The organism is Neobacillus phoenicis (genome assembly GCF_047302305.1).
Taxonomy (GTDB): Bacteria; Bacillota; Bacilli; order Bacillales; family Cytobacillaceae; genus Neobacillus.
The window spans coordinates 3,652,361-3,676,673 of sequence record NZ_CP154847.1 but is presented as its reverse complement, the minus strand read 5'-3'; the positions used below and the strand labels follow the sequence as shown (position 1 = coordinate 3,676,673).

Below are 24,313 nucleotides of genomic sequence, written 5' to 3'. Positions count from 1 at the left end.
TTTATAGAAAGTAATTAAACATGTTTCATTTTTCTAATATTTATGGTTTCCCTTGAAAACCATAAGCTCATTAAAAAACTGATGATCCCTGTAATAATTAATACGGTTCCTATGATTTTCATGCTTTCAGCTGATATTTCTTCCCCAAAAATTAATCCTAGTATGATGGAGGATAAAATGGAGCCTAAGTACCTGCAGGTTTGAAACAGTCCTGATGTTGTACCGACAATTTCTTTAGGACTCTCTTTTACCATTGCCACTTGTAGAACCACATTTCCAATACCATAGCTTAATCCCATTATCGATAAAATGATTCCTATCACCCAATAAGAAGACCCAACAAAAAACAGGGTGAAGCTTAATCCTCCAACAATCGAGAGAAAGGCCCCGATAACAATTGGCTGGTAAACTCCTTTTCTGTCAATCCATTTTCCGGTTACAGATGAGATTACAATGCTGATGCCTGACATAAACAGCATTAACAATCCACTCTTTTCGACACTTAAGTCTAGGACTTCTTGAAAGTAACTGGGGAGTCCAAAGAATAAACAATAAAAAAAGATATTTAATAGAATGAACTGAATATATACCATAGAAAGCTTAGTGTGTGATTTGAAAATTTGAATGTCGATAAATGGTTCCTTTACATTTAATTCTCTCCAGAAAAAAAGACAAAAGAAAACGATACCTGTAATCCCTGAAAAATAATGAATCTTGGTTTCAATAGATAACAAAAACCATAAAAAGAACACCATACCTGCTGCAAAGAAAAACATCCCCATAAAATCCATATTAGAAAATAATTTTTTTAAATGGGCCTTATCCTTTTTTACATCCTTAGGAAACATGTACCAGCCTAGCAGAAAACTAATAATAATAAATGGGAAGTTTACCCAAAAAATGGCGGACCATCCACCCCACACAATTAAAAAGCCTCCAATTGTTGGACCAAGCGCTACCATCGCTGAAGCAAAAATAGAAAGAACAGCAAGTGCGGATGCTGGTTTTTCTTTAATATTATCTCTAATTAATGCCATGCCTGACGGATAGATGGCACTACTGCCAATGGATTGAACAAGTCTCATACCGAGCAATAAGAGAAAGGAAGTTGATAAAGGTGCTCCGATGGCGGAGAGTGCAACAAGCACTAAGCCTATTAAAAAGGTCTTTTTCCTTCCGAATATATCTCCTATTTTTCCTGTAACAGGTTGAGCAACAGCACTTGCTAGATAGAAGCTAGAAATAAGCCAGGATACCGTAGCAAAGGAAAGCTGGAAATCCTTTTGAATGCTATGTAAGGCTAAAGCAATCATGGAAGAGTTAAGGGGATTTAACATCGTTCCAGATGCAACAGCTGATAAAAATAGAGTGCGATTTTTCTTCATGTCTTCATCCTTCACTGAATTCAAGTTATACCTTTCCTTAATATACCAAAATTGAGTTGAAATAGTGATAAAATATAAAAATAATGAAGAAAAAAAGGAGGCAACTATGGAAAAAGAAAAAACATTGATAGAGTTAGCTGGCATCAAACTAAAAGAGGATGGATTTCACAGGCCTTATTTTGAGCTAGAAGAAAATGATGGGGTAGTTATATTAGCAAAGGAAGGAGATTCATTCCTATTAATTGAGCAATATAGAAAACCAGTAGGAACGACTGTACAACAATTGCCAGGTGGTGGTGTGAAAGAGGGGGAGGAGCTGGAGCAGGCAGCAAGACGTGAATTTCTTGAAGAAACTGGTTACCAATGTGGTACAGTCCATTATCTTGGATTTTTACAGCCTGCATCCTGGAGAACAAATGAAATCACCCATGCTTTTTTTACAGAGGAGATCGGTACAAAACAGCACCAACAGCTTGAAGAACATGAAAATATTAAGGTGATAAAAGTAAAAATAAATGAGTGCCTCAATAAAGTGAAAGAAAATAAAATGAACGATTCTGAGTTATGTTATGCATTATTGCAGTCCATTTTAAAAGGATATATTACTGTCTAGTCATCAATTAATAGTAAAAGCTAGTAATTAGGGAAGACTATCTCCGATTATTCACTTTAGGCAGTGTGGGAGATTATTCTGAATGAAAAATAATAAACAAGTAATGAAGCAATTAGAAAATAAAACATATTTGATATGGAAAATGGCTTTCGCATCTGCACTCTCATGGGAGATAGCCAAACTTGCCGGCTCGAATCATCCATATTTAGCACCTATATCGGTCATTCTTTGTATGCAATCTACAGTAAATCAATCCATTCAATTTTCATATCACCGAATGGTTGGAACCATTATTGGAATAGGTATTACCGTCCTCTTATCCCCTTATTTACAAGTTAATGGGTGGACATTAGGATTATTAATTTTAATAGGCTGCTTTATTGCCAAATGGATGAAAAGAGATGAAACAGTGATTCACCAGCTTGCTTTAACAGTGCTACTAGTCTTTGTGATGGAACATAAATCACATGACTATCCGATTGACCGATTTCGAGACACGCTGATAGGGGCTATTGTTGCCGTTTTGATCCATATGCTTGTAAATCCCCCCAATTATACTAAACAGGCAATAAAAGGTATCCATCATTTTTCAGATCATCTGACAATGAAGATGAACCGAGTTGCAAACTGGATCGAACAAGGGCTGGATCATAAGGAAAGTTATGTGCTGCAAGTAGAAGTAAAACAATTACTTCAGGAGTTACATCAAATGAAAAATGTAGTACAAGATGCTGAGGAAAGTCTTACATACAATCCTTTTGCGAATAAGACCAAAAAGGAACTTCAAGGATATAAAGAGAAAATAACCTTACTAACGAACGGATACACATATATCACTATTGTTATTCGATTATTCTTGGAGTGGGCTGAAGCCGGAACGATTTCTTCCTCTCACAAACTTGTTTGGGCGGAACAACTACTATCGTTAACACCAATCTTTATTGTTACCGATAGCTTAAAGCCTTTGGGGGAGAAAATTGAGGTCAAGATTTCCCCAGATTTTGAACCCCACCGGTATCACATAACGTTATACACCGAGACCTTGTCACTTTTAAATCAAACAAACGTTATCCTAGAAAGTAAGAATTAATTTGGCGGTAGAATGATGTATGGCCGCATCATTTCGTAATCTTCATGCTCAAGCATGTGACAATGCCAAACATACTGACCAGTGTAGGGGAAAAAAGGAATAATTATTCGGGTGACATGCCCAGGTGGACATTTTACGGTGTCCTTCCAACTTCGTTCTCCTATATCAGGGAGCATTGGAGCACCGGTGAACTTGATTTGTTGCGTGCGATTAAAATGCTTCACGTCAAATGGCTGGCGGTCAAGGATTTGAAATTGAACTAAATGGATATGAATCGGGTGATCATCACCATTGGTATTAACAAAATTCCATAACTCAACAGACCCAACTTGAGGATTTTCTGTTATCGGAAAATCCCATTTTTTCTTATCCAGGAGAAATAGAGAGCGGCCATATGAGTCTTTTTCTTCGCTTAATTCTAACCATCTACTTCTTTTTGCCACAGATTCCTGGAGTCTTGAAATAGAACCTAAAAAGGCAGGAATGACACTAGTATCAATCATTGAAAGAGGCTTAGTAACCCGAAACTGCATAACAATTCCTGTTGAATTTGGGTCCACGGGATCCCCAGAAGGAAAGTGTGTCGGAGCGTCATTTCTCAAAAGAATGGAATGGCCTTCCATATTACTAAAGTCAATTATGATATCCATGCGTTCGGCCGGTGCAATCAATAAGGTTTTGACACCGATTGGTTGTTCTAGAAACCCACTATCTGTTCCAATTTGATAAAACAATTGATTAGAGTCCAGACTTAGTCGGAAAAAGCGGGCATTTGCTGCGTTTAACAGCCGGAACCGATACTTTCTTGGCTCTACTTCTAAATAAGGCCACGCAGTTCCATTAACAACGATGGTATCTCCAAAGAAAGATGGAATAATAGATGGCTTTATACCTGAAGGATTGTTCTCCGGCTGAAAGGGGTAGGATAATGAGCCATCCTCATTAAAAGAACGGTCTTGTAGAAGTAATGAAATTTCAAATTTACCTGAAGGTAGATTTAAAGAACGTTCATGCTTGTCTCGAATAATATAAAACCCAGCAAGCCCCGCATAGATATTCAGACGAGTTAATCCAATGGCATGATCATGATACCAAAGGGACCTGGAACTTTGTTGGTTTCCATATTCATAAATCTCTTTTTCAAAAAAAGGACCCTTTACACGAAAATCTTTGGTAAACCACGCATCTGGATAGCCATCACTGGCAGGTTCTGTTCTGCCTCCATGAAGGTGGACAACGGTCCGAACATCAGGTTTCTCTTTCTCTGCCCCATGAACGGTATGATCAATCGGAAAAAGGTGATGATCGGGAAGTTTATTTTGCCATTTTACATACACCCTTTCACCAGCTTCAACTTCAAAAGTTGGTCCCGGATACATCCCTTCATAACCCCACACCCTTGTTTTAGGCAAATCACTATGTAGAGACTGCATTGCTTCCATCATACTCACTTCATAATACGTATACTCGACTGTTTTCCATTTAGGTTTTAATACTGGCGGGATGGCTAAAGGATCTTTGAATTTTGTTAGTTTCATTGAAAGGCTCCTTCCAGCTAGTGATTAATAATGAATATGTTGGGAGTAGAGGAAAAATTAATCATTCTAGGAATAGCTTCCTAATTAATATAAATAAGGTAGAAATTTAGTGGTGAAGTGGGGGACTTCCATGGATGATATTTATCCAATATTCGAAGTGATGGAAAAGAAGGGAAATAAAGCAATAGCTACAATTATTAATGTTAAAGGTTCAGCTTATAAAAAAGAAGGGTCATCGATGATATTTTTTGAAGATGGCTCCTATAACGGGATATTGAGTGCCGGCTGTTTAGAATCGGATTTAGCCATACAAGCAAAGAAAGTAATGAGGGAACAGGAGACATTGATCCTTCAGTATGATTTAAGTGAAGAAAATGATTTTGGGTGGGGTCAGGGAGCAGGCTGTAATGGGACCATCGATATCTTACTCGAGCCTTTGACTTCACAATTAATTAAGGATTATAGGCATGTAAAAAGTCTATTGAACAATCATAAACCAGTGATTGTCTTAAAACGGCTTGATGAACTTGGAGAGTACGTGTTTATCGAGGAGGATGGTGCGTCATTCGGGAACTGGTCCGGAAAAATACCAATAATTGAGTTTACCTCAAAAAGTGGGGTTATGACAGAAAAATCTATTTTTCAACATACGCATCAGCCTAAGCCACGTTTAATTGTGTTTGGAGCAGGATCTGATGCCATACCACTTGTCACACTGGCGGCAGAAACTGGTTTTTCTGTGATTGTTTGTGACTGGAGAAGCGAGCTTTGTCAGAAGAAACACTTTCCTACTGCGGAAAGTGTAATGGTTGGTTTTCCTAAAGAATTAGTAGATCAGCTTACTTTTTCTTCTTATGATTTTGTGGTTATTATGTCACATCATTTTCAAAGGGATCAGGAATTTCTCCTCTATTTACTTCATGAAAATGTTAGATACCTAGGAGTTTTAGGACCTAGAGCAAGAACAAAGAGGTTGCTTAACGGTGAAGATATACCTAATTGGATATTTTCGCCAATTGGAGTCGCTATTCAAGCAGTAGGATCCGAAGAAATAGCTGTAAGTATTATTGCAGAAATGATTGAAGTTTGGAGAAAGCCACGACATGAACGAGTGGAATTGTTATGGACCATACCCGACTAGTAGGGATTTATCTTGCAGCTGGTAGGAGCAGCAGAATGGGCTGTTCTAAACTAAATTTACCACTTGGAAATAGCTTTGTAGGGAGCATGGCGTTTCAGTCCGCCCTTGATTCTCAGCTCGGTGCTGTCATCGCTGTAACTCGAAAAGAAGATTCGCTTCATTGGTTAGCTCCTTTTTCTGAAAGGATGGGTTGGAGATTAGTAGAATGTGATCATGCAGACCGAGGATTAAGTGCTTCACTGAAGGCAGGTGTGAGCGCTGCTTCACAGTTGGGGGCTTTCGGGGTGGTGGTGCTCTTAGCAGATCAACCTAATATCACTTATTGGATGATTAATCGGTTAATAGAGGAATACTCTGCGTTCCCAGGCTACTCCTATATTTCGTACACTCACAATGGGGTTTCAAAACCACCCATTCTCATTACTAAGCGCCTTTTTTCACTTATTGAAAAATTAGAAGGGGATCAAGGGGCACGGGAAATCATTCGAGGAAAGGAGAGTGAGAGTGGGAAACAAATATTACTTGAAAGTAAGGAGCGCTTTTTTGATGTGGATACAATGGATGATTATCAGTATGTAAAGAAAATGTGGCAAAGCATAAGGTGATGGGAGGGATGAGGTTGGAGATTCTAGGGAAGAGTGTGGTCCGCAAAGAGGCAAGGGATAAGGTAACAGGGCGGGCAAAATATACTAATGACTATCAAACATTTCCAATGCTTTCTGCAAAAATGGTCATTAGTCCATATGGTCATGCAAAAATTGTAAACATCGATACAACCGATGCAAGGAAGGTACCTGGTGTCAGAGCCATTCTCGCTGGCCAGCATTTCCCGCTAACAGGAGAAGCCATTCGCGACCGGCCGCCTATTGCTGTTGACAAGGTTCGTTATCACGGTGAACCGGTTGCACTCGTTGTGGCTGAAACACCTGCACAAGCCAAAAAAGCCGCAGACCTTATTAACGTTCAATATGAACTACTGCCTGTTGTCAATTCACCAACTCAAGCATTCCAAAAGGATGCCCCTTTAGTACATGAGCGGTTATGGGAATATCAAAAAGAGAAAGGTGTCTACTCGGTGCCTGACACCAATATTGCTACACATATAAAAATAAGAAAAGGCAATATGGAAAGGGGCTGGAATGAGAGTGAAGCGGTGGTGGAAGCAAGTTTCTCCTTCTCCCCTTCTGATCACGTAGCGATGGAGACTAGGTGTGCCACGGCAGAGATTCTCCCAGATGGGAATATAAACATAACAACATCTTCTCAGGCACCATTTATGGTAAAAAGGCTTATTTCTGACTATTTTGGTGAAGATATTGGAAAAATTATTGTCCATACGCCGCTTGTGGGAGGAGCGTATGGAGGGAAGGCTTCCGTCCAACTCGAGGTACTGGCCTACTTAGCATCTAAGGAAGTAGGCGGGAAAGGCGTGAAAATACTTAATACAAGAGAAGAAGATATAATCACCTCTCCGTGCCACATCGGATTAGATGCAATGGTAAAATTAGGGGCCGATCGAACAGGGAAAATCAAGGCTGCTGAAATACGATATTTATGGGACGGAGGAGCGTATTCCGATAAGGCCATCGATTTAACGAGGGCAGGAGCAGCCGATTGTACTGGACCGTATCATATTGAGAATGTCTGGTGCGATTCCTATTGCATGTATACCAACCATCCCTATGCAGCACCATTTAGGGGATTTAGTCATTCTGAGCTTTCTTTTGCGATTGAAAGAACAATGGATTTGCTTGCCCAGAAATTAAAAATCGATCCCCTTGACTTAAGAAGGATGAATGCAATCCTACCTGGGCATACCACACCAACAAGAGTTCGATTGAATAAGAGTAATGTAGGAAATCTGCCTAAATGTATTGATAGAGTAAGAGAGTTAATCAACTGGGATGAGGGGGCAATTAAAGAAGTAAATGACAGATTTATTCGTGTAAAGGGTGTCAGTTGCAGTTGGAAAACCTCAACAATTGATCCCAATGCCCCTTCAGGAGTTATTCTCACGTTTAATCCGGATGGTAGTATCAATTTAATGTCCGGAGTGATTGAGATTGGTACAGGAACAAAAACCGTCCTCGCTCAAATTCTAGCAGAGCGGCTGAGAATGGATGTGAACAAGATTCATGTCCGAATGGAAGTGGATACCCAGACAACTCCTGAACACTGGAAGACGGTCGCAAGCAGGGGAACGTTTATGGCTGGTAGAGCACTTTTAGAAGCAGCGGATGATGTTATTAGGCAATTAAAAGAAATCGCTTCTACCGTTTTAAGGGCCCCAAAGGAAGACTTAGTAGTAGGGAACAGTCGAGTTTATTTGCGTGACGATCCAACTATTGGTCTTGATTTTAAAGATATTGGATATGGCTATGAATATCCAAATGGGAACTCTATTGGCGGACAAATTATCGGCAAGGGCAATTTTATTTTACGACATCTTACACATCTAGACCGCGAAACAGGTGCAGGAAAACCCGGTCCAGAGTGGACGGTTGCAGCCTACGGTGTGGAGGTGGAGTTTGATAGGCGTGATTTTACGTATCGATTAATTAAAGCTGCTACTGTAGTTGATATTGGTAAAGTGCTAAATGAAAAAGCAGCCCTAGGACAGGTCATGGGAGCGATGAGTATGGGTCTCGCTTTTGCGGGTCGAGAAACCTTTTACTTTGATGACCTAGGAAGAGTATTGAATCCACAGCTAAGGACATACCGACCATTAAGGTATGGTGAAAATCCAGAGTATTTGGTGGGATTTGTTGAAACGCCTCAGCTAGACGGACCCTATGGGGCAAGGGGTGTAGGAGAGCATGGACTCATGGGGATGCCGGGAGCGCTTGGGAATGCTTTATCTACAGCAGCAGGTGTATCCCTACATCATTTACCGTTACTTCCAGAATTGATTTGGAGAGCAAAGGAGGCGGCCAAGTAAATGCTTCCTTTTGATTTCGAATTTTTTCAACCAGAATCTTTAGATGAAGCTGTCCATCTATACCAATCCTTAGATCAACAGGGCAAGCAGCCAATGTTTTTCTCTGGAGGAACAGAATTGATTACCCTCGGTCGCATTGATATGGAGTATACAGAAGCTGTTATTGATATAAAAGGTATTGCCGAATGTAATGTAATGCAGGTTAGTGGTGAACATTTGTTGCTTGGAAGCACGCTATCTTTAACAAAAATAGAAGAAGCGAATCTTTTTCCACTGCTGACAAAAATAGCTAGTGAGGTTGCTGACCATACGGCGAGAGGAAAGATTACGTTAGGCGGTAATATTTGTGCCAGAATTTTTTATAGAGAAGCGGTTCTTCCATTCTTACTTGCAGACAGTCAATTATTCATCGCAGGCCCCGAAGGAAAAAAAGTAGTGTCAATAAATGATGTCTTTCAGGGTCAGTTAAAAATAAAAAGTGGTGAATTATTAGTGCAATTAATAACAGAAAACCGTTTTTTAAAAGCACCCTTTTTTAGTATGAAACGACGACAGCAATGGGATACTGGCTATCCCTTAATCACAGTGGCAGCTTTAAAAATAGCTGAAGAGATACGGGTAGCAGTTAGCGGGTTATGTCCGTTCCCTTTTCGGTCATCGGAAATGGAGGAAACACTGAATAACAGGAGCCAATCAGTAGAGGAGAGAGTGGAACGTGCGCTATCTTCGCTGCCGAACCCAATTTTGGACGATATCGAGGGTTCTGCAGATTATCGTTTATTTGTATTACGACATTTATTGATGGATATGCTTGCCACCTTAGATAGAGGAAATCGTTGAAAGCGGTAATAGGGGAGATGGTAGTTTGAAATCAAACACAATAACCTTACAGGTTAATGGTGAAAGCCGAGTAACCACTGTTCGCTATGCTGATACTCTGTTATATACATTAAGGGGGAAACTAGGGCTTACTGGAGCTAAGCCTGGTTGTTTAAATGGAGATTGTGGGGCCTGTACAGTTAATATTGACGGTTGGCCAATGAAATCCTGTTTAATGCTAGCTGTGGAGGCTGTTGGGAAAAAGGTGACAACTATAGAAGGGCTACAGGGGACACCCATTCAACAAGCTTTTATAGACAACTTCGCTTTTCAATGTGGATACTGCACTCCAGGATTCATCATGAACTGTCATGCATTAATTGAAAATCATCCGAATGCTAATGACTCAACCATTAAAGAGTGGTTGGAGTCGAATATTTGCCGGTGCACGAGCTATTTAGAAATTGAGAAAGCGGTAAAATCAATACTATCCAAAAAATAAGATGCCCTATTAGGCACCCTATGATTGACAGACTATTTATTCTTCAGTTGAAAATACGTATCTAGAACCCTCCGGCCAATTTTTAAATTGGCTCTGTTATCAACCTTTCCTTGATAGGCCCAAGGAACAATCACGGCCATCGCGACTTCAGGATTAGTGCTTGGGGCATAACTTACCAGGCTTAGATTCATAACAGGGGGCGGCTCTTTCCCAAATTGACTCCTTAATGGTCCGTCATAGAAGGCTTCTGCCGTTCCTGTTTTCCCTGCTGGAGAGTAATTGACACCGCTGAAGAAATTAGTTGCTGTTCCACCAGGCTCCTGCATCACTTTCTTAAATCCTGTTTGTACACGATTCATCCATTGATTCTTGGCATCTATGGTATTAAGTACAGTAGGTGTAATTTCTTGTGCGACAGGTCCGAGTTCTTCACCATCTTCTGCAGAATGTCTAATTTGTTTCACTACATGTGGCTGCATTCGGTTTCCTCCATTGGCAATAGTTGACACGTATTGAGCGAGTTGCATCGCTGAGTAGGTATCATATTGACCAATAACAAGGTCAAGTAGATAACCTGGTAGCTTACTCTGCCCTTTAAATCCTGTCTGCTCATTTGGTAAATCAATACCCGTTCTTGTGCCCAAACCAAATGAGGCGAAAGAATTTCTAATTGTTTCAAATGCTTTCGGATTATTAAAATTTAATGGTTTTTCATACTCGTAATGTCCTTGTCCGATATGGATCGCGGTATGAAACATATAAACGTTCGAAGATTTTTTCAAGGCGTCTATTTCATTTAATCTTCCTAAATACGCATATGACTTCTTTATAGGGGTGTCTTTAATTTTTAAACCCGTATCATCAAATACCGTTCCAGGAGAAATTGCTCCGGTTTTAAATCCAGTCAGAATAGTTGCCCCTTTAACAGCAGAACCAACATTATATGTAGTAGTGAAAGTGCCTAGTGCATCATCCATCATTTCCACTTTTCCGGTGTCGGGATCTTTTACAATCTTTTTACCAGACATCGCTAATACTTCACCGGTATGCGGGTCCATTAAAACCACGTAAGCACGATCTGTTAGCGTAGTTCCAGGTGATTTCTTTGCTGCCCAAAGCTCATCTTCAATTATTTTATCCACTGCCATTTGCAGGTCCATATCGATTGTAAGGACAAGATCTTTTCCTTTTTTTCCGTCAGTCACAGGTTGAGTCTCAATGACGCTTCCTGTCTTATCGGTAATGTTTTTTACTTTAGATTTATAACCGTGTAGAACATCTTCATATTGCATTTCAAGCTGGCTCTTGCCGACGCGGTCGTTACGACTGTATCCTCTTGCTAAAAAATATTCTAATTGTTCTGCAGGCAAACCCTCATCAGATTTTGTTACTTTTCCTAATACTGATCTCAATGTATCTTTAAATGCGTAAGCACGGTCCCAATCTGTCGTTGTTTCTACCCCCGGAAGAGATTGAAGATTTTCACTTACAACTGCAAATTCCTTATCTGTGACATTTTCATTTTTGACAATTTGTGGTGTGAATTTATAACCGCTAATGAATTCTCGGTAGATGGCCATTACCTCGAGATCATTCGCTGTTAATGTTTGTAATTCTACATCGGTCACTCGATCTACTTTTAATTTGTAGAGTTCTTTATCTGTTATTTTTTTGGTTGCTAATAAGGCTTTTTCTTCTTGTGTAATTTTCTTATCCGCAAGCTTCGGGTGTTTCATGATCCAGAAATCTTTCTTTTCCCTTAGAGTGACTTTATCGGTATTTTTATCAATCAACTGCGCTAGTTTTTCGGCGGTTTCAAGCATTTCCTTCTGGGTAAACCCCTCATTTGTAAAAGTGATGGCACTTTTAGGGATATTATCAACAACCACCTTAAAATCTCTATCAAACATTTTCCCTCTAGGGACAGGATTACTAACTGTAATATCTTCTTTTCTTTCTAAGTCTCGTTTAAAGTTTTCACCATACACAATTTGAACGAAGCCTAGACGTAAGATAAGAATAGAAAATAATAAAAAGACACTAAAAAAAAGGACATTTAATCGTAAGGGAAAATGAGACTTTTTCTTTTTGGGTTTTTCCAAAATATAACACATCCTTTTACACTCTAGCTTGTGGTCAGTATTTATTATGCCTTATCCATTCAGAAGGAACAACAAAGAATGGAAAATAAATGTTAAAAATAACAAAAAATATAAAAAATTCCCTTTATTAACATATCTGTTAGAATCATATTTTAATCTTTAATGGATAAAAAATATGCCTGATTTGGTCGAGTATCTTAAATTATTTGTCAATGAAACTGTTTTTTAATTTTTTCCCTAATTTGAATTTTTAATTTATAATATAGGTTGATGCTATTGCATCATCAGCCCACTGAATAGACATAGAAAAGAGCGATGAGGAGGTCTACATAATGGAACAAAAAGTAATGGATCCAACAGTAGAAAAAGCGTTAGAGCAGTTCAAAGCATTAGATGAAAAGATTACTCATTTTTCAAGTATTATAGGATTGGCAGACTGGGATCAAAAGGTAATGGCTCCGAAAAAAGGGAGAAGTGTGTTTGCTAAAGCAACAGGAACACTTAGAACGGAGGTCTTTAAACTTTCGGTCTCACAAGAAATGGGTGACCTGTTAGATACATTATCGTCTACTGAAAACACTGAGGGATTAGACGAATTGACAAAAGCGAAAGTACGAGAATACAAAGAGTATTATCAAAAATCCAAAAGTATACCGGCTGAACTTTTTCAGGAATATAGCATACTTACAGCACAAGCGAATGATGCATGGGAAGAGGCTAGGGAAAACAATGATTTTGCCCGTTACCTTCCTTCCTTAGAGAAAATAGTAGAGTATAAGCGAAAGTTCGCTGAAATTTATGGCTATGAGGAGCATCCATACGATGCCTTGTTGGATGAGTTTGAGCCAGGATTAACTGTAAAAAAATTAGATCCTCTATTTGCTAAACTCAGAGAATCTAGTGTAAAGCTATTAGAACGCATTAATAAAAATGGAAAACCAACTAAAGTGGAAATTTTCAATCAATCATTTGAAATTGAAAAACAAAAAGAATTTAATCGCTTTATTTTACCGATTATTGGTTTTGATATGAACGCAGGAAGACTGGACGAAACGGTTCATCCATTTGCACAAACCGTTAATACGGGAGATGTCCGTTTAACCACCCGTTATTTAGAAAAGAATGTCCGTTCCGCTTTATTTGGTACAATTCATGAGGCGGGTCATGGAATCTATGAACAACATGTTAATCCAGCCTTCGAGGAGTCAGTCCTTCAAAGCGGTGCTTCCTTTGGTATTCATGAATCACAATCCCGATTCTTAGAAAATATGGTTGGACGCAGTAAGGAATTCTGGAAGTATTTTTATCCAAAGCTTCAGGAGTATTTCCCGAACCAATTGAAAAATGTTTCTGTTGAAGATTTTTATCGTGCAGTTAATACAGTGGAGCCATCATTTATCCGTGTTGAAGCAGATGAATTAACCTATAATCTTCACATCATGCTCCGCTATGAAATCGAAAAAGCTTTAATTGGCGGTGAGATTGAAGTGAAAGATCTTCCGGCTATTTGGAACCAAAAAATGCAGGATTACCTTGGTGTTACACCTAATACGAATACAGAGGGCGTTCTTCAGGATGTCCATTGGTCCTTTGGTGGAATTGGTTACTTCCCGTCCTATTCATTAGGGAATCTCTATGCTGCCCAGATCCTTCGTACCATCCAAAAGGAATTACCTGAGTTTAATAACCATATTGAAAACGGCCGGTTTGATTTAATTCAGGAATGGTTAAAGGAAAAGATCCATCAGTACGGTAAGCTTTATACTCCCAATGAGTTAATTGTAAAAGTAACAGGTGAAGAATTAAATGCTGATTATCTCGTTGAGTACTTAGAGAAGAAGTATACGGAAGTATACGAACTATAGAGGATGAAGTGTAGATGCAGGAAAATCTAAGCTTTAAAAAGAAGATAACAACAAAAGACGAACTTCGAAATCTGATGGGAACTCCGAGTGAAAGAGCACAAAAAAAGGTGATTGATCATTTAGATGTTCATTGCAAAAATTTTATTAGCTTGTCGCCATTTTTGGTTATGTCTACTACTAATAAAAGTGGTCATTGTGATGTTTCACCTCGAGGAGATCAGCCAGGGTTTGTATTGGTTTTAAATGAAAAGCAACTTGTCATACCTGAAAGACCAGGAAACAAACGTGTTGATTCGATGAATAATATTCTTGAAAATCCTTATGTTGGACTGCAATTTTTGATCCCAAATCTTGGAGAAACTCTTCGTGTAAATGGGAAAGCATGTTTAGTAACAGATGAGGATTTATTAGAGAAGATGGCGGTTAATGGGAAGGCGCCTTTAGTGGGAATTGGGGTTGAGGTAGAGGAGTGCTTTATTCACTGTGCGAAAGCCTTGATACGCTCTGGCCTTTGGAATCCTGTGAGTTGGCTGGATAAGGAATCTTTACCAAGAGCAGCAAAGATTTTAGCTGCTCATGCCAGTATCAAGGATGTAACCGTGGATGAAGTGGAAGCAAGCCTTCATGAGGGGTATGAGCAAAGACTGTATTAAACTTTGAAGTGACCCTTGACATTTCATTAAAAGTTTAATATATTATTAGTAATAAAATATTTCCTTTTTAAAGGGGAGTAGCTGCTACAATAAAGTCGTCATTTCGAGAAACATGTTTCTCCGGCTTTATTGGCAACATGGACGTTGTTAGCAAGACCTTTACTTTACTGTAAAGGTCTTTTTCTGTGTTTTAAGGCCTTTACTGGTAAGCAGTAAAGGCCTTTTTATTTGGCGCTAGGGAGTATTTTAGAAAAAACATATCTTTTAGAGGAGGATTTTTCATGGATGTATCTCTATTACTCGAGTATGGCTGGGTATTGCTTATTCTCATTGTGCTTGAAGGCCTTTTAGCAGCAGACAATGCGTTAGTGCTGGCAATTATGGTCAAGCACCTTCCTGAAGAAGAGCGGAAAAAAGCTTTATTTTATGGTTTAGCTGGAGCATTTGTTTTCCGCTTTGCATCATTGTTTGTTATTTCTTTTTTGGTCGATGTTTGGCAGGTTCAAGCAATTGGCGCGCTTTATTTATTATTTATGGCAGGAAATCATGTTTTCCGAAAGGTCATTAAGGGAAAAGCAGAAGAAACGAAGGAGAAGAATGAGACTAAAAAAGCGGGTAGTTTCTGGAGTACGGTGTTTAAGGTAGAACTAGCTGATATTGCTTTTGCTGTGGACTCCATTCTTGCAGCCGTTGCAATGGCTGTTGTACTCCCAGATACCCCGCTTCCTAATATTGGGGGATTAGATGGTGGTAAGTTCTTAGTTATTTTTGCAGGTGGTATTATTGGACTAATCATTATGCGTTTTGCAGCCAATCTCTTTGTGAAGCTTCTTGAAAAAAAGCCGGGGTTAGAAATTGCAGCTTTTACGATCGTAGGCTGGGTAGGGGTAAAACTAGCTGTCTACACACTTTCGCACCCGTCGTTAGCTATTTTAAATGAGGAATTTGCTCATTCGACGGAATGGAAAGTAACGTTCTATGTTGTATTAGTTGGTATTGCTGTGGCAGGGTTTCTGTTTTCTAAAGATAAAGCTGAAGAGACTGTTTATAAAGCTAAGGCGTTATAATGAAGACTCGCCAATTGGCGAGTTTTCATATTACTAACGAATTGATTATGATTATTTGACATACTAATCCTGTGGGAAGAAATTTAATGGAAAGTCTCTAAGATAGAATATCTGAATGCTTAATTTCGTTGACGGATGAGGGGAAAGGTCACGTAGCCGGGTTCTACGAGCCGGAATTGCGTGATGGAGAAGGGTTAAGGTCGCGTAGAGAGGTTCTATGAGCCCGAAATGCCTGAAGGAGAAGGGTTAAGGTGGCATAGACAGTCTCTATGAGCCCGAAATGCCTAATGGAGAAGGGGTACGGTCGCATAGAGGGGTTCTGTGAGCCCGAAATGCCTGAAGGAGAAGAGTTAAGGTCTCTCTATGAGCCCGAAATGCCTGAAGGAGAAGGGTTAAGGTCGCATAGAAGGGTTCTATGAGCCTGAAATGCCTGAAGGAGAAGGGTTAAGGTCGCATAGACAGTCTCTATGAGCCCGAAATGCCTGAAGGAGAAGGGGTAAGGTGGCATAGACAGTCTCTATGAGCCCGAAATGCCTAATGGAGAAGGGTTAAGGTCGCATAGACAGTCTCTATGAGCCCGAAATGCCTGAAGGAGAAGGTTTTAGGTCACATAGCCAGGATTTACCGCCCGAAAAGGTTGATGGAGAAGAATTTAGGTCACCTAGACTACCTGCACAAGTTCACCGTCAAATACTACTTCGTGTGATGGTATATATAGTTTCCTATGGGATTAAAATTGAAAGGATTATCATACATGAGTTTAAAAATAAGACTGGTCATCGCTTTTTTCATTAGCGCTATTTCCATATTGGGCTTTAGTTTGATATCATTGTTTATTAGTGACCAAAAGATTAATCAATTCGATCATCAAGTTATCGATTATATTCAAGGATTGGAATCGATTGGATTAACGCGCACGATGAAGTTTTTTACCACGATTGGATCGGCTCCTGTTGTCATAGGACTGAGCATCTTACTTTTATTTTTCCTTTACAAAGTATTGCATCATCGTTTAGAACTAATCTTATTTGTGGCAGCTATCATGGGTTCAGCGATATTAAATGAACTCTTGAAACAATTTTTTAAAAGAACGCGACCAGAATTACATCGCTTAATCGAAGTTGGGGGGTACAGCTTTCCTAGTGGACATGCGATGAATGCTTTTACAGTATATGGAATCGTATCCTTTCTGCTTTGGCGTCATATATCCAGCAGATGGGGAAGGATGCTGTTGATTTTTGTGAGTGTCGGAATAATCTTTTCGATTGGGATTAGCCGAATTTACTTAGGAGTCCATTATCCAAGTGATATCATTGGAGGGTATTTTGCAAGTGGTTTTTGGTTAACAACTGCTATTTTGTTTTTCCAATTTTATATGGAAAAGAAGTATAATAAGAAACATAAGCGAGAAAAAGAAGTGGCTTAAATTTTATAATTATTTTTGGAGTGATACATATTATTAGAAACAGTATTCCTAATTTATTTACCCTTGCAAATTTATTCTTTGGCTTTTTATCGGTAATGTATTCAGCACAAGGGGATTATAAAAACGCAGCTATATTAATCTTAATTGGGATGATGCTCGATAGCATGGATGGGCGAATTGCACGTATGCTACGTGTGGAAAGTGAATTAGGTAAAGAGCTCGACTCATTGGCGGATATTGTAACCTTTGGGGTGGCGCCTGCCATGATGGCTTATTATTCTTATTTCAGTGACTTTGGAGTGGCCGGTATGGCCATAGCAGGTCTATTCCCATTGTTCGGTGCCTACCGACTGGCTCGTTTCAATATTAACGCTGTAAAATCCTCACTTAAGTATTTTACGGGTGTTCCAATTACGGCGGCAGGTGGATTGTTAACACTGTTAACTTTGTTTCATGGAAAAATGCCTGCAATTATTCTTCCAATTGCGTTTTTTGTACTTTGCTATTTAATGGTGAGTACGATAAAAATACCTAGTTTAAAGGATATTCCGCTACCCAAATACGGAATTATCATTACACTTTTTCTTGGTTATGCCATTTATCTTGTTTTTAAAAAGGAACAGCATCGCTTTCCATACTTCATCTATGTAGCCATTCCACTTTATGTCGCGTTTATAGGATATCAATTAGTCCGCACAAAAAGAAAAAATAATCCTAAATAAAAAAAGGGTGTCAGGCACCATGTGAACATTTCACATGGAACGCCTGACACCTTTTTTTTACATTCCGAAAGACATTACCCAGATTGACCCTCCAACAGTTACGACTGCAATGAAAAAGGCATATCCGATGTTTACTAAATTGGACTTACCGTCTTCTCCTTCATTCATATGCATGAACATGAACAGCTGTAGACCAGCTTGGATGACAGCAAGTGAGCCAATAATCCAAAGAATTGTTTTAAATGGTAATGATGTTTTTAATGCGACACCAAGTGCTGCGAAGGTGAGCACGAGTGACAAAATAAATCCTAAAACATGTGTAATGGGAAACCCTTTTGTATTTTTAGCCATTTATGACACCATCCTTGCTAAATACACAAATGTAAAGATAAAGATCCATACTACATCTAAGAAGTGCCAGTATAAGCCAATAATAAATGTTTTTCTAGCTGTCACTTGCGTTAACCCTCTTTTGAAGATTTGAATAATAACCATAGTAGCCCAGCCAATACCCATGGATACGTGAAGACCGTGTGTGCCTAACAAAACAAAGAAGCTTGATAGGAAGGCACTAGTTTGCATGGTTGCTCCCTCATGGACATAGTGGATAAATTCAGTGACTTCCATAAAGACAAACCCTGCACCGAGTAATAGAGTAATGATGAACCATAATAATAAACCATTACGGTTATGACGGCGCATCTCAAAAATCGCTAGTCCCATGGTAAAACTACTAGTTAATAAGAGAATGGTTTCAACCATGACATCTTTTATTTCAAAAAGATCTTTAGGAGTAGGTCCTCCTGCATATCTTGCATTTAATACGGAGAATACCGCAAATAGTGTACCGAATAGGATGATTTCTGCCCCAAGGAAAATCCAAAATCCTAAGATGTTCATTCTGTTTTGTTCAGTTTGATATTCGAGAGGCAGTGCTGTATTCACATTAGCTGACATGGTTGTTCACCCCTTTATCGACGTTTCGCCATGCTTTTTCAGTTGCTTTAATTTCTTCGACTGGAACATGGAAACCGTCATTATAATCAAAGGATCTAATGATTAGTCCAGCTAAAATTCCAACCGTTGCCACAAGAGCGGCGATCTTCCATTCGAATACCAAGAAGAAACCGGCTACACCAAAAATGAAGCCCATATAGATTGGTAAACCTGAATTACTTGGCATGTGAATTTCTTTAATTTCATCATCGCTTATAGTAAGACCTTCGTTGTTTTTCTTCATATACCAGAATGCATCAAGTGATTTAACTTCTGGTTGTTTCGCAAAGTTATAGAATTGAACAGGTGAAGCAGTCGCCCACTCAAGTGTTCTTGCATCCCAAGGATCGTTAGAGATATTGCGGTCTGCATAACGTGCACTCCAATAAATGTTGTAGCAGAGGGCACCAAAACCGATTGCTAGAATAACTGCCCCAATGGCTGAAACTAAGAATAATGGTGCATAGCCTGATTCAACAGAATAGGTATATGAACGACGAACGGCTCCGTTTAGACCAAGGAAGAACATTGGCATAAACGTTAAATTGAAACCAATGACAAAGAACCAGAAGTGAATCTTTCCAAGCTTTTCATTTAACATATGTCCAAACATCTTTGGCCACCAGTAGTAAAGACCAGCAAATACCGCAAACACTACACCAGGAATTAATACATAGTGGAAGTGAGCAACAAGGAATAAAGTATTATGATATTGATAATCGGCTGCACCCATTGCAAGCATTACACCAGTTACCCCACCAATGACAAAGCAAGGTATGAATGCTAGTGCCCAAAGCATGGCAGTCGTGAATTGAATACGACCTTTGCGCATGGTGAACAGCCAGTTAAACATTTTAACACCAGTTGGAATTGCAATCATCATGGTTGTAATCGAGAATACAGAGTTAACTGCTGGTCCAGCACCCATTGTAAAGAAGTGGTGAACCCATACAAGCATGCTTAAGAACGCAATACCGACAACGGAAAAGACCATTGATTTATAACCGAATAACATTTTTCGAGAAAAAGTTGAAATAACTTCTGAGAACATTCCAAAGGCTGGAAGAACAACAATATATACCTCAGGGTGTCCCCATAGCCAGAATAAGTTTGCCCACATCATATCCATTCCACCGCCGCTTAGCGTAAAGAAATGGGTACCGAAAATACGGTCAAATGTCATTAGAGCAAGTGCTACAGTAAAGATTGGGAACGCAGCAATAATGATAATGGAAGCAACAAATGATGTCCAAGTGAACATCGGCATTCTCATTAAGGTCATGCCCTTTGTTCTCATTTTTAAGACTGTTACGACAAAGTTAATACCTGTCATCAGTGTTCCAATACCGGCAATCTGTAAGGCAATTGCATAATAGTTGTTACCGATACCTGGAGTGAATTCTTTCCCTGCAAGTGGGAAGTAGGCTGTCCAACCAGCATCTGGTGAACCACCAACAACGAAAGAAATGTTAAACAGCATTGCGCCTGCAAAGAATAACCAGAAGCTTAGTGCATTCAATTGCGGAAACGCAACGTCACGTGCTCCGATTTGCAGTGGAATAACGACGTTCATTAAACCAATTAAAAGTGGCATAGCTGCGAATAAAATCATGATTACACCATGAGTGGTGAAAATTTCGTTATAGTGCTGTGCATCTAAAAATTGCATTTCTGGGCGTGAAGTTTGAGCTTTCATTAATAGCCCATCCACTCCACCACGGAAGAACATTAATACACCTGAGATGATGTACATGATACCGATTCGTTTATGGTCAACAGTTGTAAGCCATTCACGCCAGAGCCATTTCCACTTTTTTAAATAGGTAACTCCAGCTACAATACCTACCATTGTTAGAGCAATAGCAATCTGAGAACCTAGTATTAAAGGGTTCCCCACGATGAAGAAGTCATGCCAATTAATGCCCATCGTGTTCACCTCCATTAGAATTTTCATCCATATTCATACTTTCCATAGACTCGCCGCTAGGTTCTTCATCTTTAAAGATCTTTCCTTTGACGCCATGGACCTCATATAATTCAGGGTTTGTATAAGTCTTAGAATTCATTTTTGCGTGGTCAACCCAAGCTAAATGTGTACCAATAAATGTTTCACGTCCTAAATGTGTAGGCTTTAGGAGTTCATTGTATTTTTTCTCCGTTAATTTAGGTGCCTTATCTTTAACGTCCTTAACCCATTTATCAAAGTCTTTTGGTGACTTTGCTTCAACGGTAAATTCCATTTCAGCGTAACCTTTTCCGTTAAAGTTTGTGTTACGGCCTAAAAATTCCCCAGGATTATCGGCAGTAAGGTACAATTGAGTTTCCATTTTATTCATTGTGTATTTCTGACCGCCTAATTCAGGCACCCAGAAGGATTGCATAGTACCAGCAGATGTTAATTTAAACTCAACAGGTGTACCTGCGGGAATGTTAACATAGTTAACTGTTTCAATACCTTGTTCTGGATAACTAAAAATCCATTTCCAGTCGGCAGATGTAACGTGAATCACAATTGGTTTCTTATCTTCATAGCCAACAGGTGGTTTTTCCAATTTATAAATAGTTGTTACAGTTGGAATTGTTAAAGCAATTACGATCAGAATAGGAATAAAAGTCCAAATAAACTCCAATTTTGTGCTACCGTGTTCTTCAGGTGGCTCGTAATCTTTATTTTCAGGTGTTGCGCGGTATTTCCAAATGATATAGCCAAATAAACCAAAAACGACAACAACAACAAGGAGCATGAAGATGAGTGACCAGTTGATTAAGTCTAGAATATCTCTTGCTGCAGGACCTTTGGGTTCAAAAACAAGCATATTCGTATCGCAGCCGCTTAAAAGCAATACAGGCAGTAAAGCTAGTAGTGGAACGAAGTAGTTCTTTTTAAACATTGAGATTTTTCCCCTCCAATAATTGTTCGTTTTTTTAGATTTGTTCGTGAATTCATTCACAAACTTTGCTAAAGTTATTCCTTTGCATTAAAAAACTTAGAAACATGATTAAATTGATTATTAGATAATAATAATTCGTATGTTTTCTTTCCCTAACACAATATTAACAACATAGATGTGATGTTAACATAGGTTTTTGAAAAAAGTTGTGACAAATTTGTTAAGGATAAAAAATCCTATTCATGGGATGATTTGGTAAAAGTGTTGCAAAGGCCGTTCTATAGCACTTATAGTTGTCTATTTCTTTACAAACATGGGATAATAATAGTGAATACATAGAAAGAGGAGAGCATAATTATGAAGGTCAAAATTAACCGCAATGCAGCAAAAGCTTTGAAAAAAATGCTTGATCAAGAGGAAGCACAAGGAAAAATGTTTCGAGTTTATGTGACAAGTATTCATGGAGATCATGCCCACTATGACTTGAGGCTCGATACTCCAACAGAAAATGATGTAGTGGTTCAATCGGATAAGGATATTGATTTTATTGTAGAAAAAAACAATGAATATTTAGATAATATTTGGATCCAGTTCTTCCATGTCCCAAAAGAAGAATGGCTGATTACCAATCCATCAAAGGGCGTCCACCATCATCATTAATCTAATCACGCAAAAACGTTTGGAAAGTAATCCAAGCGTTTTTTTAAACTGTAATTTTCAAAAAACTTGAAATTGTTTACATTTTTCTCGTATAATCCTATTATTGCTATCTTAGAAAAAAGGAGATTATCTATGATTCGTCGTTTTTTTTCATATTATCGTCCGCATAAGAGACTGTTTATGTTTGACTTTAGTAGCGCGGTTATCGTAGCCATTTTAGAATTGGCTTTTCCGTTAGCAGTGCAGTGGTTTATTGATAAATTACTGCCTGGAGGGGACTGGCAAACGATTGTGGCCGTTAGTATTGGTCTTTTCCTTCTATACTTATTGAGCACCTTCTTACAATTTATTGTGAATTATTGGGGGCATAAGCTGGGAATTAATATTGAAACAGACATGAGACAAGAGTTGTTTGAACATGTTCAAAAGCAGTCGTTCCGTTTCTTTGATAATACGAAAACTGGGCATATCATGAGCAGAATTACGAATGATCTCTTTGATCTTGGTGAACTTGCCCATCATGGACCAGAAGATGTATTTATTGCAATGATGACCTTTATTGGTGCGTTTTGGATTATGTTGACAATCAACGTTAAACTGGCATTTGTTGCTATTTTAGTGCTTCCATTTTTAATGATACTAGTTGTTGTTTGTAATTTGAAAATGAATAAAGCATGGGGGCAAATGTATTCAAGCATTGCAGATGTGAATGCACGAGTAGAGGACAGTGTATCAGGGAGTCGCGTCGTTCAATCGTTCACAAATGAAGAATTTGAGATTGCTAGATTTAAAAAGAATAATAAAACCTATCGTGCGGCAAAATTAGGTGGATACCGGGTTATGTCATTTAGCTTATCAGGTATTTATATGATGACACGTCTCATTACCATAGTCGTTCTTGTATATGGAGCATGGTTGAGCTTTACAGGTCATTTGACGTATGGATCGCTGGTTGGGTTTGTCCTATATGTAAATGTTCTATTTAAACCGATTGATAAAATCAGTGCCATTATGGAGCTTTATCCAAAAGGAATGGCTGGATTTAAGCGATTTATTGAATTAATTGATTCAGAACCTGATGTAAAGGACACAAAAGATGCGGTTGAGGTTGAGTCATTAAAAGGAAATATTGTATTTAATGATGTTTCTTTCCGTTATGATCGGCATAAATCTGTTCTTGAACATATTCAATTAGAGATACGGGCGGGTGAAACGGTAGCTTTTGTTGGCCCATCCGGAGCAGGAAAAACAACCATTTGTTCTTTGATTCCAAGGTTTTACGATGTAAATAGCGGCGGAATCACCATTGACGGAATGGATATTCGCGACATGACGAAAAAATCGTTACGCTCACAAATAGGAATCGTCCAGCAAGATGTGTTTCTATTTACAGGAACTCTCCGTGAGAATATTGCGTATGGAAAGCATCATGCAACAGATGAAGAAATTGCTGATGCAGCTCGCCGTGCACATCTTGAACAGTTCATTGCTTCATTACCAGATGGATATGAAACGCAAATTGGTGAAAGAGGTTTGAAACTTTCCGGTGGCCAAAAACAACGTATTGCCATTGCACGAATGTTTTTAAAGAATCCTCCGATTTTAATCTTGGATGAAGCCACCTCTGCGTTAGATACAGAAACGGAAATGGTGATTCAAGAAGCATTGATGGAGCTCGCTCAAAACAGAACTACACTTATTATTGCCCACAGACTGGCGACCATACGCAACGCCGATCGCATTATTGTGGTAACAGAAGAAGGAATAGCAGAGGAAGGCCGTCATGATGAGTTGTTAGAACAAGACGGTATTTTTGCAAACCTTCATCGTGTGCAATTTCAGAGATAAATTTCAAAAAGAACTCTTCTGAACATAGAAGGGTTCTTTTTGAGGTTTAGTGTAATA

21 protein-coding genes are annotated in these 24,313 nt (G+C 38.9%); 14 read left to right on the top strand and 7 right to left on the bottom strand.

Annotated features, from left to right (window positions below; all coding sequences use genetic code 11):
- Positions 1–14: 14 nt before the first annotated feature.
- On the bottom strand, positions 15–1,529 hold the full coding sequence (locus tag AA0X95_RS19020) for an MFS transporter (RefSeq protein WP_413300595.1): 1,515 nt from the start codon (positions 1,527–1,529) through the stop codon (positions 15–17).
- On the opposite strand from AA0X95_RS19020, the gene AA0X95_RS19015 reads away from it, so the two are divergent.
- Positions 1,492–1,998 carry an NUDIX hydrolase gene (locus tag AA0X95_RS19015; RefSeq protein WP_413300593.1) on the top strand — a complete coding sequence of 169 codons (507 nt, stop codon included), beginning with the start codon at positions 1,492–1,494 and terminating at the stop codon, positions 1,996–1,998. The two genes, AA0X95_RS19020 and AA0X95_RS19015, sit on opposite strands and share 38 nt — an antisense overlap.
- 82 nt (positions 1,999–2,080) lie before the next feature.
- Positions 2,081–3,088: an FUSC family protein gene (locus AA0X95_RS19010; RefSeq protein WP_413300591.1), complete on the top strand. Its 1,008-nt coding sequence runs from the start codon at positions 2,081–2,083 to the stop codon at positions 3,086–3,088.
- On the opposite strand, the gene AA0X95_RS19005 is transcribed toward AA0X95_RS19010, so the two are convergent.
- A complete protein-coding gene (locus AA0X95_RS19005) occupies positions 3,085–4,626 on the bottom strand; it encodes a multicopper oxidase family protein (RefSeq protein WP_413300589.1) in 1,542 nt (513 codons plus the stop codon). The genes AA0X95_RS19010 and AA0X95_RS19005 overlap by 4 nt on opposite strands.
- Before the next feature lie 130 nt (positions 4,627–4,756).
- Between AA0X95_RS19005 and AA0X95_RS19000 the strand changes: the two genes are divergently transcribed.
- Genes AA0X95_RS19000 through AA0X95_RS18980 form a run of 5 tightly spaced genes read left to right on the top strand, consistent with a single transcriptional unit; the run spans position 4,757 to position 10,026 of the window.
- Entirely contained in the window at positions 4,757–5,767 is a 1,011-nt protein-coding gene (locus tag AA0X95_RS19000; RefSeq protein WP_413300587.1) for an XdhC family protein, read from the top strand.
- Positions 5,749–6,372: a nucleotidyltransferase family protein gene (locus AA0X95_RS18995; RefSeq protein ID WP_413300585.1), complete on the top strand. Its 624-nt coding sequence runs from the start codon at positions 5,749–5,751 to the stop codon at positions 6,370–6,372. Before AA0X95_RS19000 ends, AA0X95_RS18995 begins: the two co-directional genes overlap by 19 nt.
- Positions 6,373–6,386: 14 nt before the next feature.
- Positions 6,387–8,705 carry a xanthine dehydrogenase family protein molybdopterin-binding subunit gene (locus tag AA0X95_RS18990; protein WP_413300583.1) on the top strand — a complete coding sequence of 773 codons (2,319 nt, stop codon included), beginning with the start codon at positions 6,387–6,389 and terminating at the stop codon, positions 8,703–8,705.
- A complete protein-coding gene (locus AA0X95_RS18985; RefSeq protein ID WP_413300581.1) occupies positions 8,706–9,545 on the top strand; it encodes an FAD binding domain-containing protein in 840 nt (279 codons plus the stop codon).
- A gap of 25 nt (positions 9,546–9,570) precedes the next feature.
- On the top strand, positions 9,571–10,026 hold the full coding sequence (locus AA0X95_RS18980; protein ID WP_413300579.1) for a (2Fe-2S)-binding protein: 456 nt from the start codon (positions 9,571–9,573) through the stop codon (positions 10,024–10,026).
- A gap of 32 nt (positions 10,027–10,058) precedes the next feature.
- Here AA0X95_RS18980 and AA0X95_RS18975 read toward each other — a convergent pair whose 3' ends face one another.
- Positions 10,059–12,128 carry a peptidoglycan D,D-transpeptidase FtsI family protein gene (locus AA0X95_RS18975; RefSeq protein ID WP_413300577.1) on the bottom strand — a complete coding sequence of 690 codons (2,070 nt, stop codon included), beginning with the start codon at positions 12,126–12,128 and terminating at the stop codon, positions 10,059–10,061.
- Between the two features lie 332 nt (positions 12,129–12,460).
- Between AA0X95_RS18975 and AA0X95_RS18970 the strand changes: the two genes are divergently transcribed.
- The 5 genes from AA0X95_RS18970 to pssA all read left to right on the top strand — a co-directional run bounded on the left by AA0X95_RS18970 (position 12,461) and on the right by pssA (position 17,861).
- The gene (locus AA0X95_RS18970) at positions 12,461–13,993 is read left to right on the top strand and encodes a carboxypeptidase M32 (protein WP_413300575.1); all 1,533 of its coding nucleotides are present in this window, start codon (positions 12,461–12,463) and stop codon (positions 13,991–13,993) included.
- 14 nt (positions 13,994–14,007) lie between these two features.
- Positions 14,008–14,646 (top strand): pyridoxamine 5'-phosphate oxidase family protein, encoded by a 639-nt coding sequence (locus tag AA0X95_RS18965; RefSeq protein WP_413300574.1) that lies wholly within the window; start codon positions 14,008–14,010, stop codon positions 14,644–14,646.
- Positions 14,647–14,927: 281 nt separating this feature from the next.
- Positions 14,928–15,713 (top strand): TerC family protein, encoded by a 786-nt coding sequence (locus AA0X95_RS18960; protein WP_413300572.1) that lies wholly within the window; start codon positions 14,928–14,930, stop codon positions 15,711–15,713.
- A 754-nt stretch (positions 15,714–16,467) separates the two neighbouring features.
- Entirely contained in the window at positions 16,468–17,139 is a 672-nt protein-coding gene (locus tag AA0X95_RS18955; RefSeq protein ID WP_413300570.1) for a phosphatase PAP2 family protein, read from the top strand.
- Between the two features lie 20 nt (positions 17,140–17,159).
- Positions 17,160–17,861: a CDP-diacylglycerol--serine O-phosphatidyltransferase gene (pssA, locus tag AA0X95_RS18950; RefSeq protein ID WP_413300568.1), complete on the top strand. Its 702-nt coding sequence runs from the start codon at positions 17,160–17,162 to the stop codon at positions 17,859–17,861.
- 57 nt (positions 17,862–17,918) lie between these two features.
- On the opposite strand, the gene qoxD is transcribed toward pssA, so the two are convergent.
- From qoxD to qoxA, 4 genes are read right to left on the bottom strand one after another with little or no spacing between them, the layout of a single operon-like run.
- Positions 17,919–18,212, bottom strand: a complete 294-nt coding sequence (qoxD, locus tag AA0X95_RS18945; RefSeq protein ID WP_335531298.1) for a cytochrome aa3 quinol oxidase subunit IV — start codon at positions 18,210–18,212, stop codon at positions 17,919–17,921.
- Positions 18,213–18,818, bottom strand: coding sequence for a cytochrome aa3 quinol oxidase subunit III (gene qoxC, locus AA0X95_RS18940; RefSeq protein WP_413300565.1), 606 nt, complete (start codon positions 18,816–18,818; stop codon positions 18,213–18,215).
- Positions 18,808–20,784, bottom strand: a complete 1,977-nt coding sequence (qoxB, locus tag AA0X95_RS18935) for a cytochrome aa3 quinol oxidase subunit I (protein ID WP_413300563.1) — start codon at positions 20,782–20,784, stop codon at positions 18,808–18,810. Before qoxB ends, qoxC begins: the two co-directional genes overlap by 11 nt.
- Positions 20,774–21,748 carry a cytochrome aa3 quinol oxidase subunit II gene (gene qoxA / locus AA0X95_RS18930; RefSeq protein WP_413300561.1) on the bottom strand — a complete coding sequence of 325 codons (975 nt, stop codon included), beginning with the start codon at positions 21,746–21,748 and terminating at the stop codon, positions 20,774–20,776. Before qoxA ends, qoxB begins: the two co-directional genes overlap by 11 nt.
- A gap of 357 nt (positions 21,749–22,105) precedes the next feature.
- Between qoxA and AA0X95_RS18925 the strand changes: the two genes are divergently transcribed.
- Both AA0X95_RS18925 and AA0X95_RS18920 read left to right on the top strand, forming a co-directional pair.
- Positions 22,106–22,408, top strand: coding sequence for an iron-sulfur cluster assembly accessory protein (locus AA0X95_RS18925; RefSeq protein WP_413300559.1), 303 nt, complete (start codon positions 22,106–22,108; stop codon positions 22,406–22,408).
- 132 nt (positions 22,409–22,540) lie between these two features.
- Positions 22,541–24,256, top strand: a complete 1,716-nt coding sequence (locus AA0X95_RS18920) for an ABC transporter ATP-binding protein (protein ID WP_413300557.1) — start codon at positions 22,541–22,543, stop codon at positions 24,254–24,256.
- The last annotated feature ends 57 nt before the right edge of the window (positions 24,257–24,313 follow it).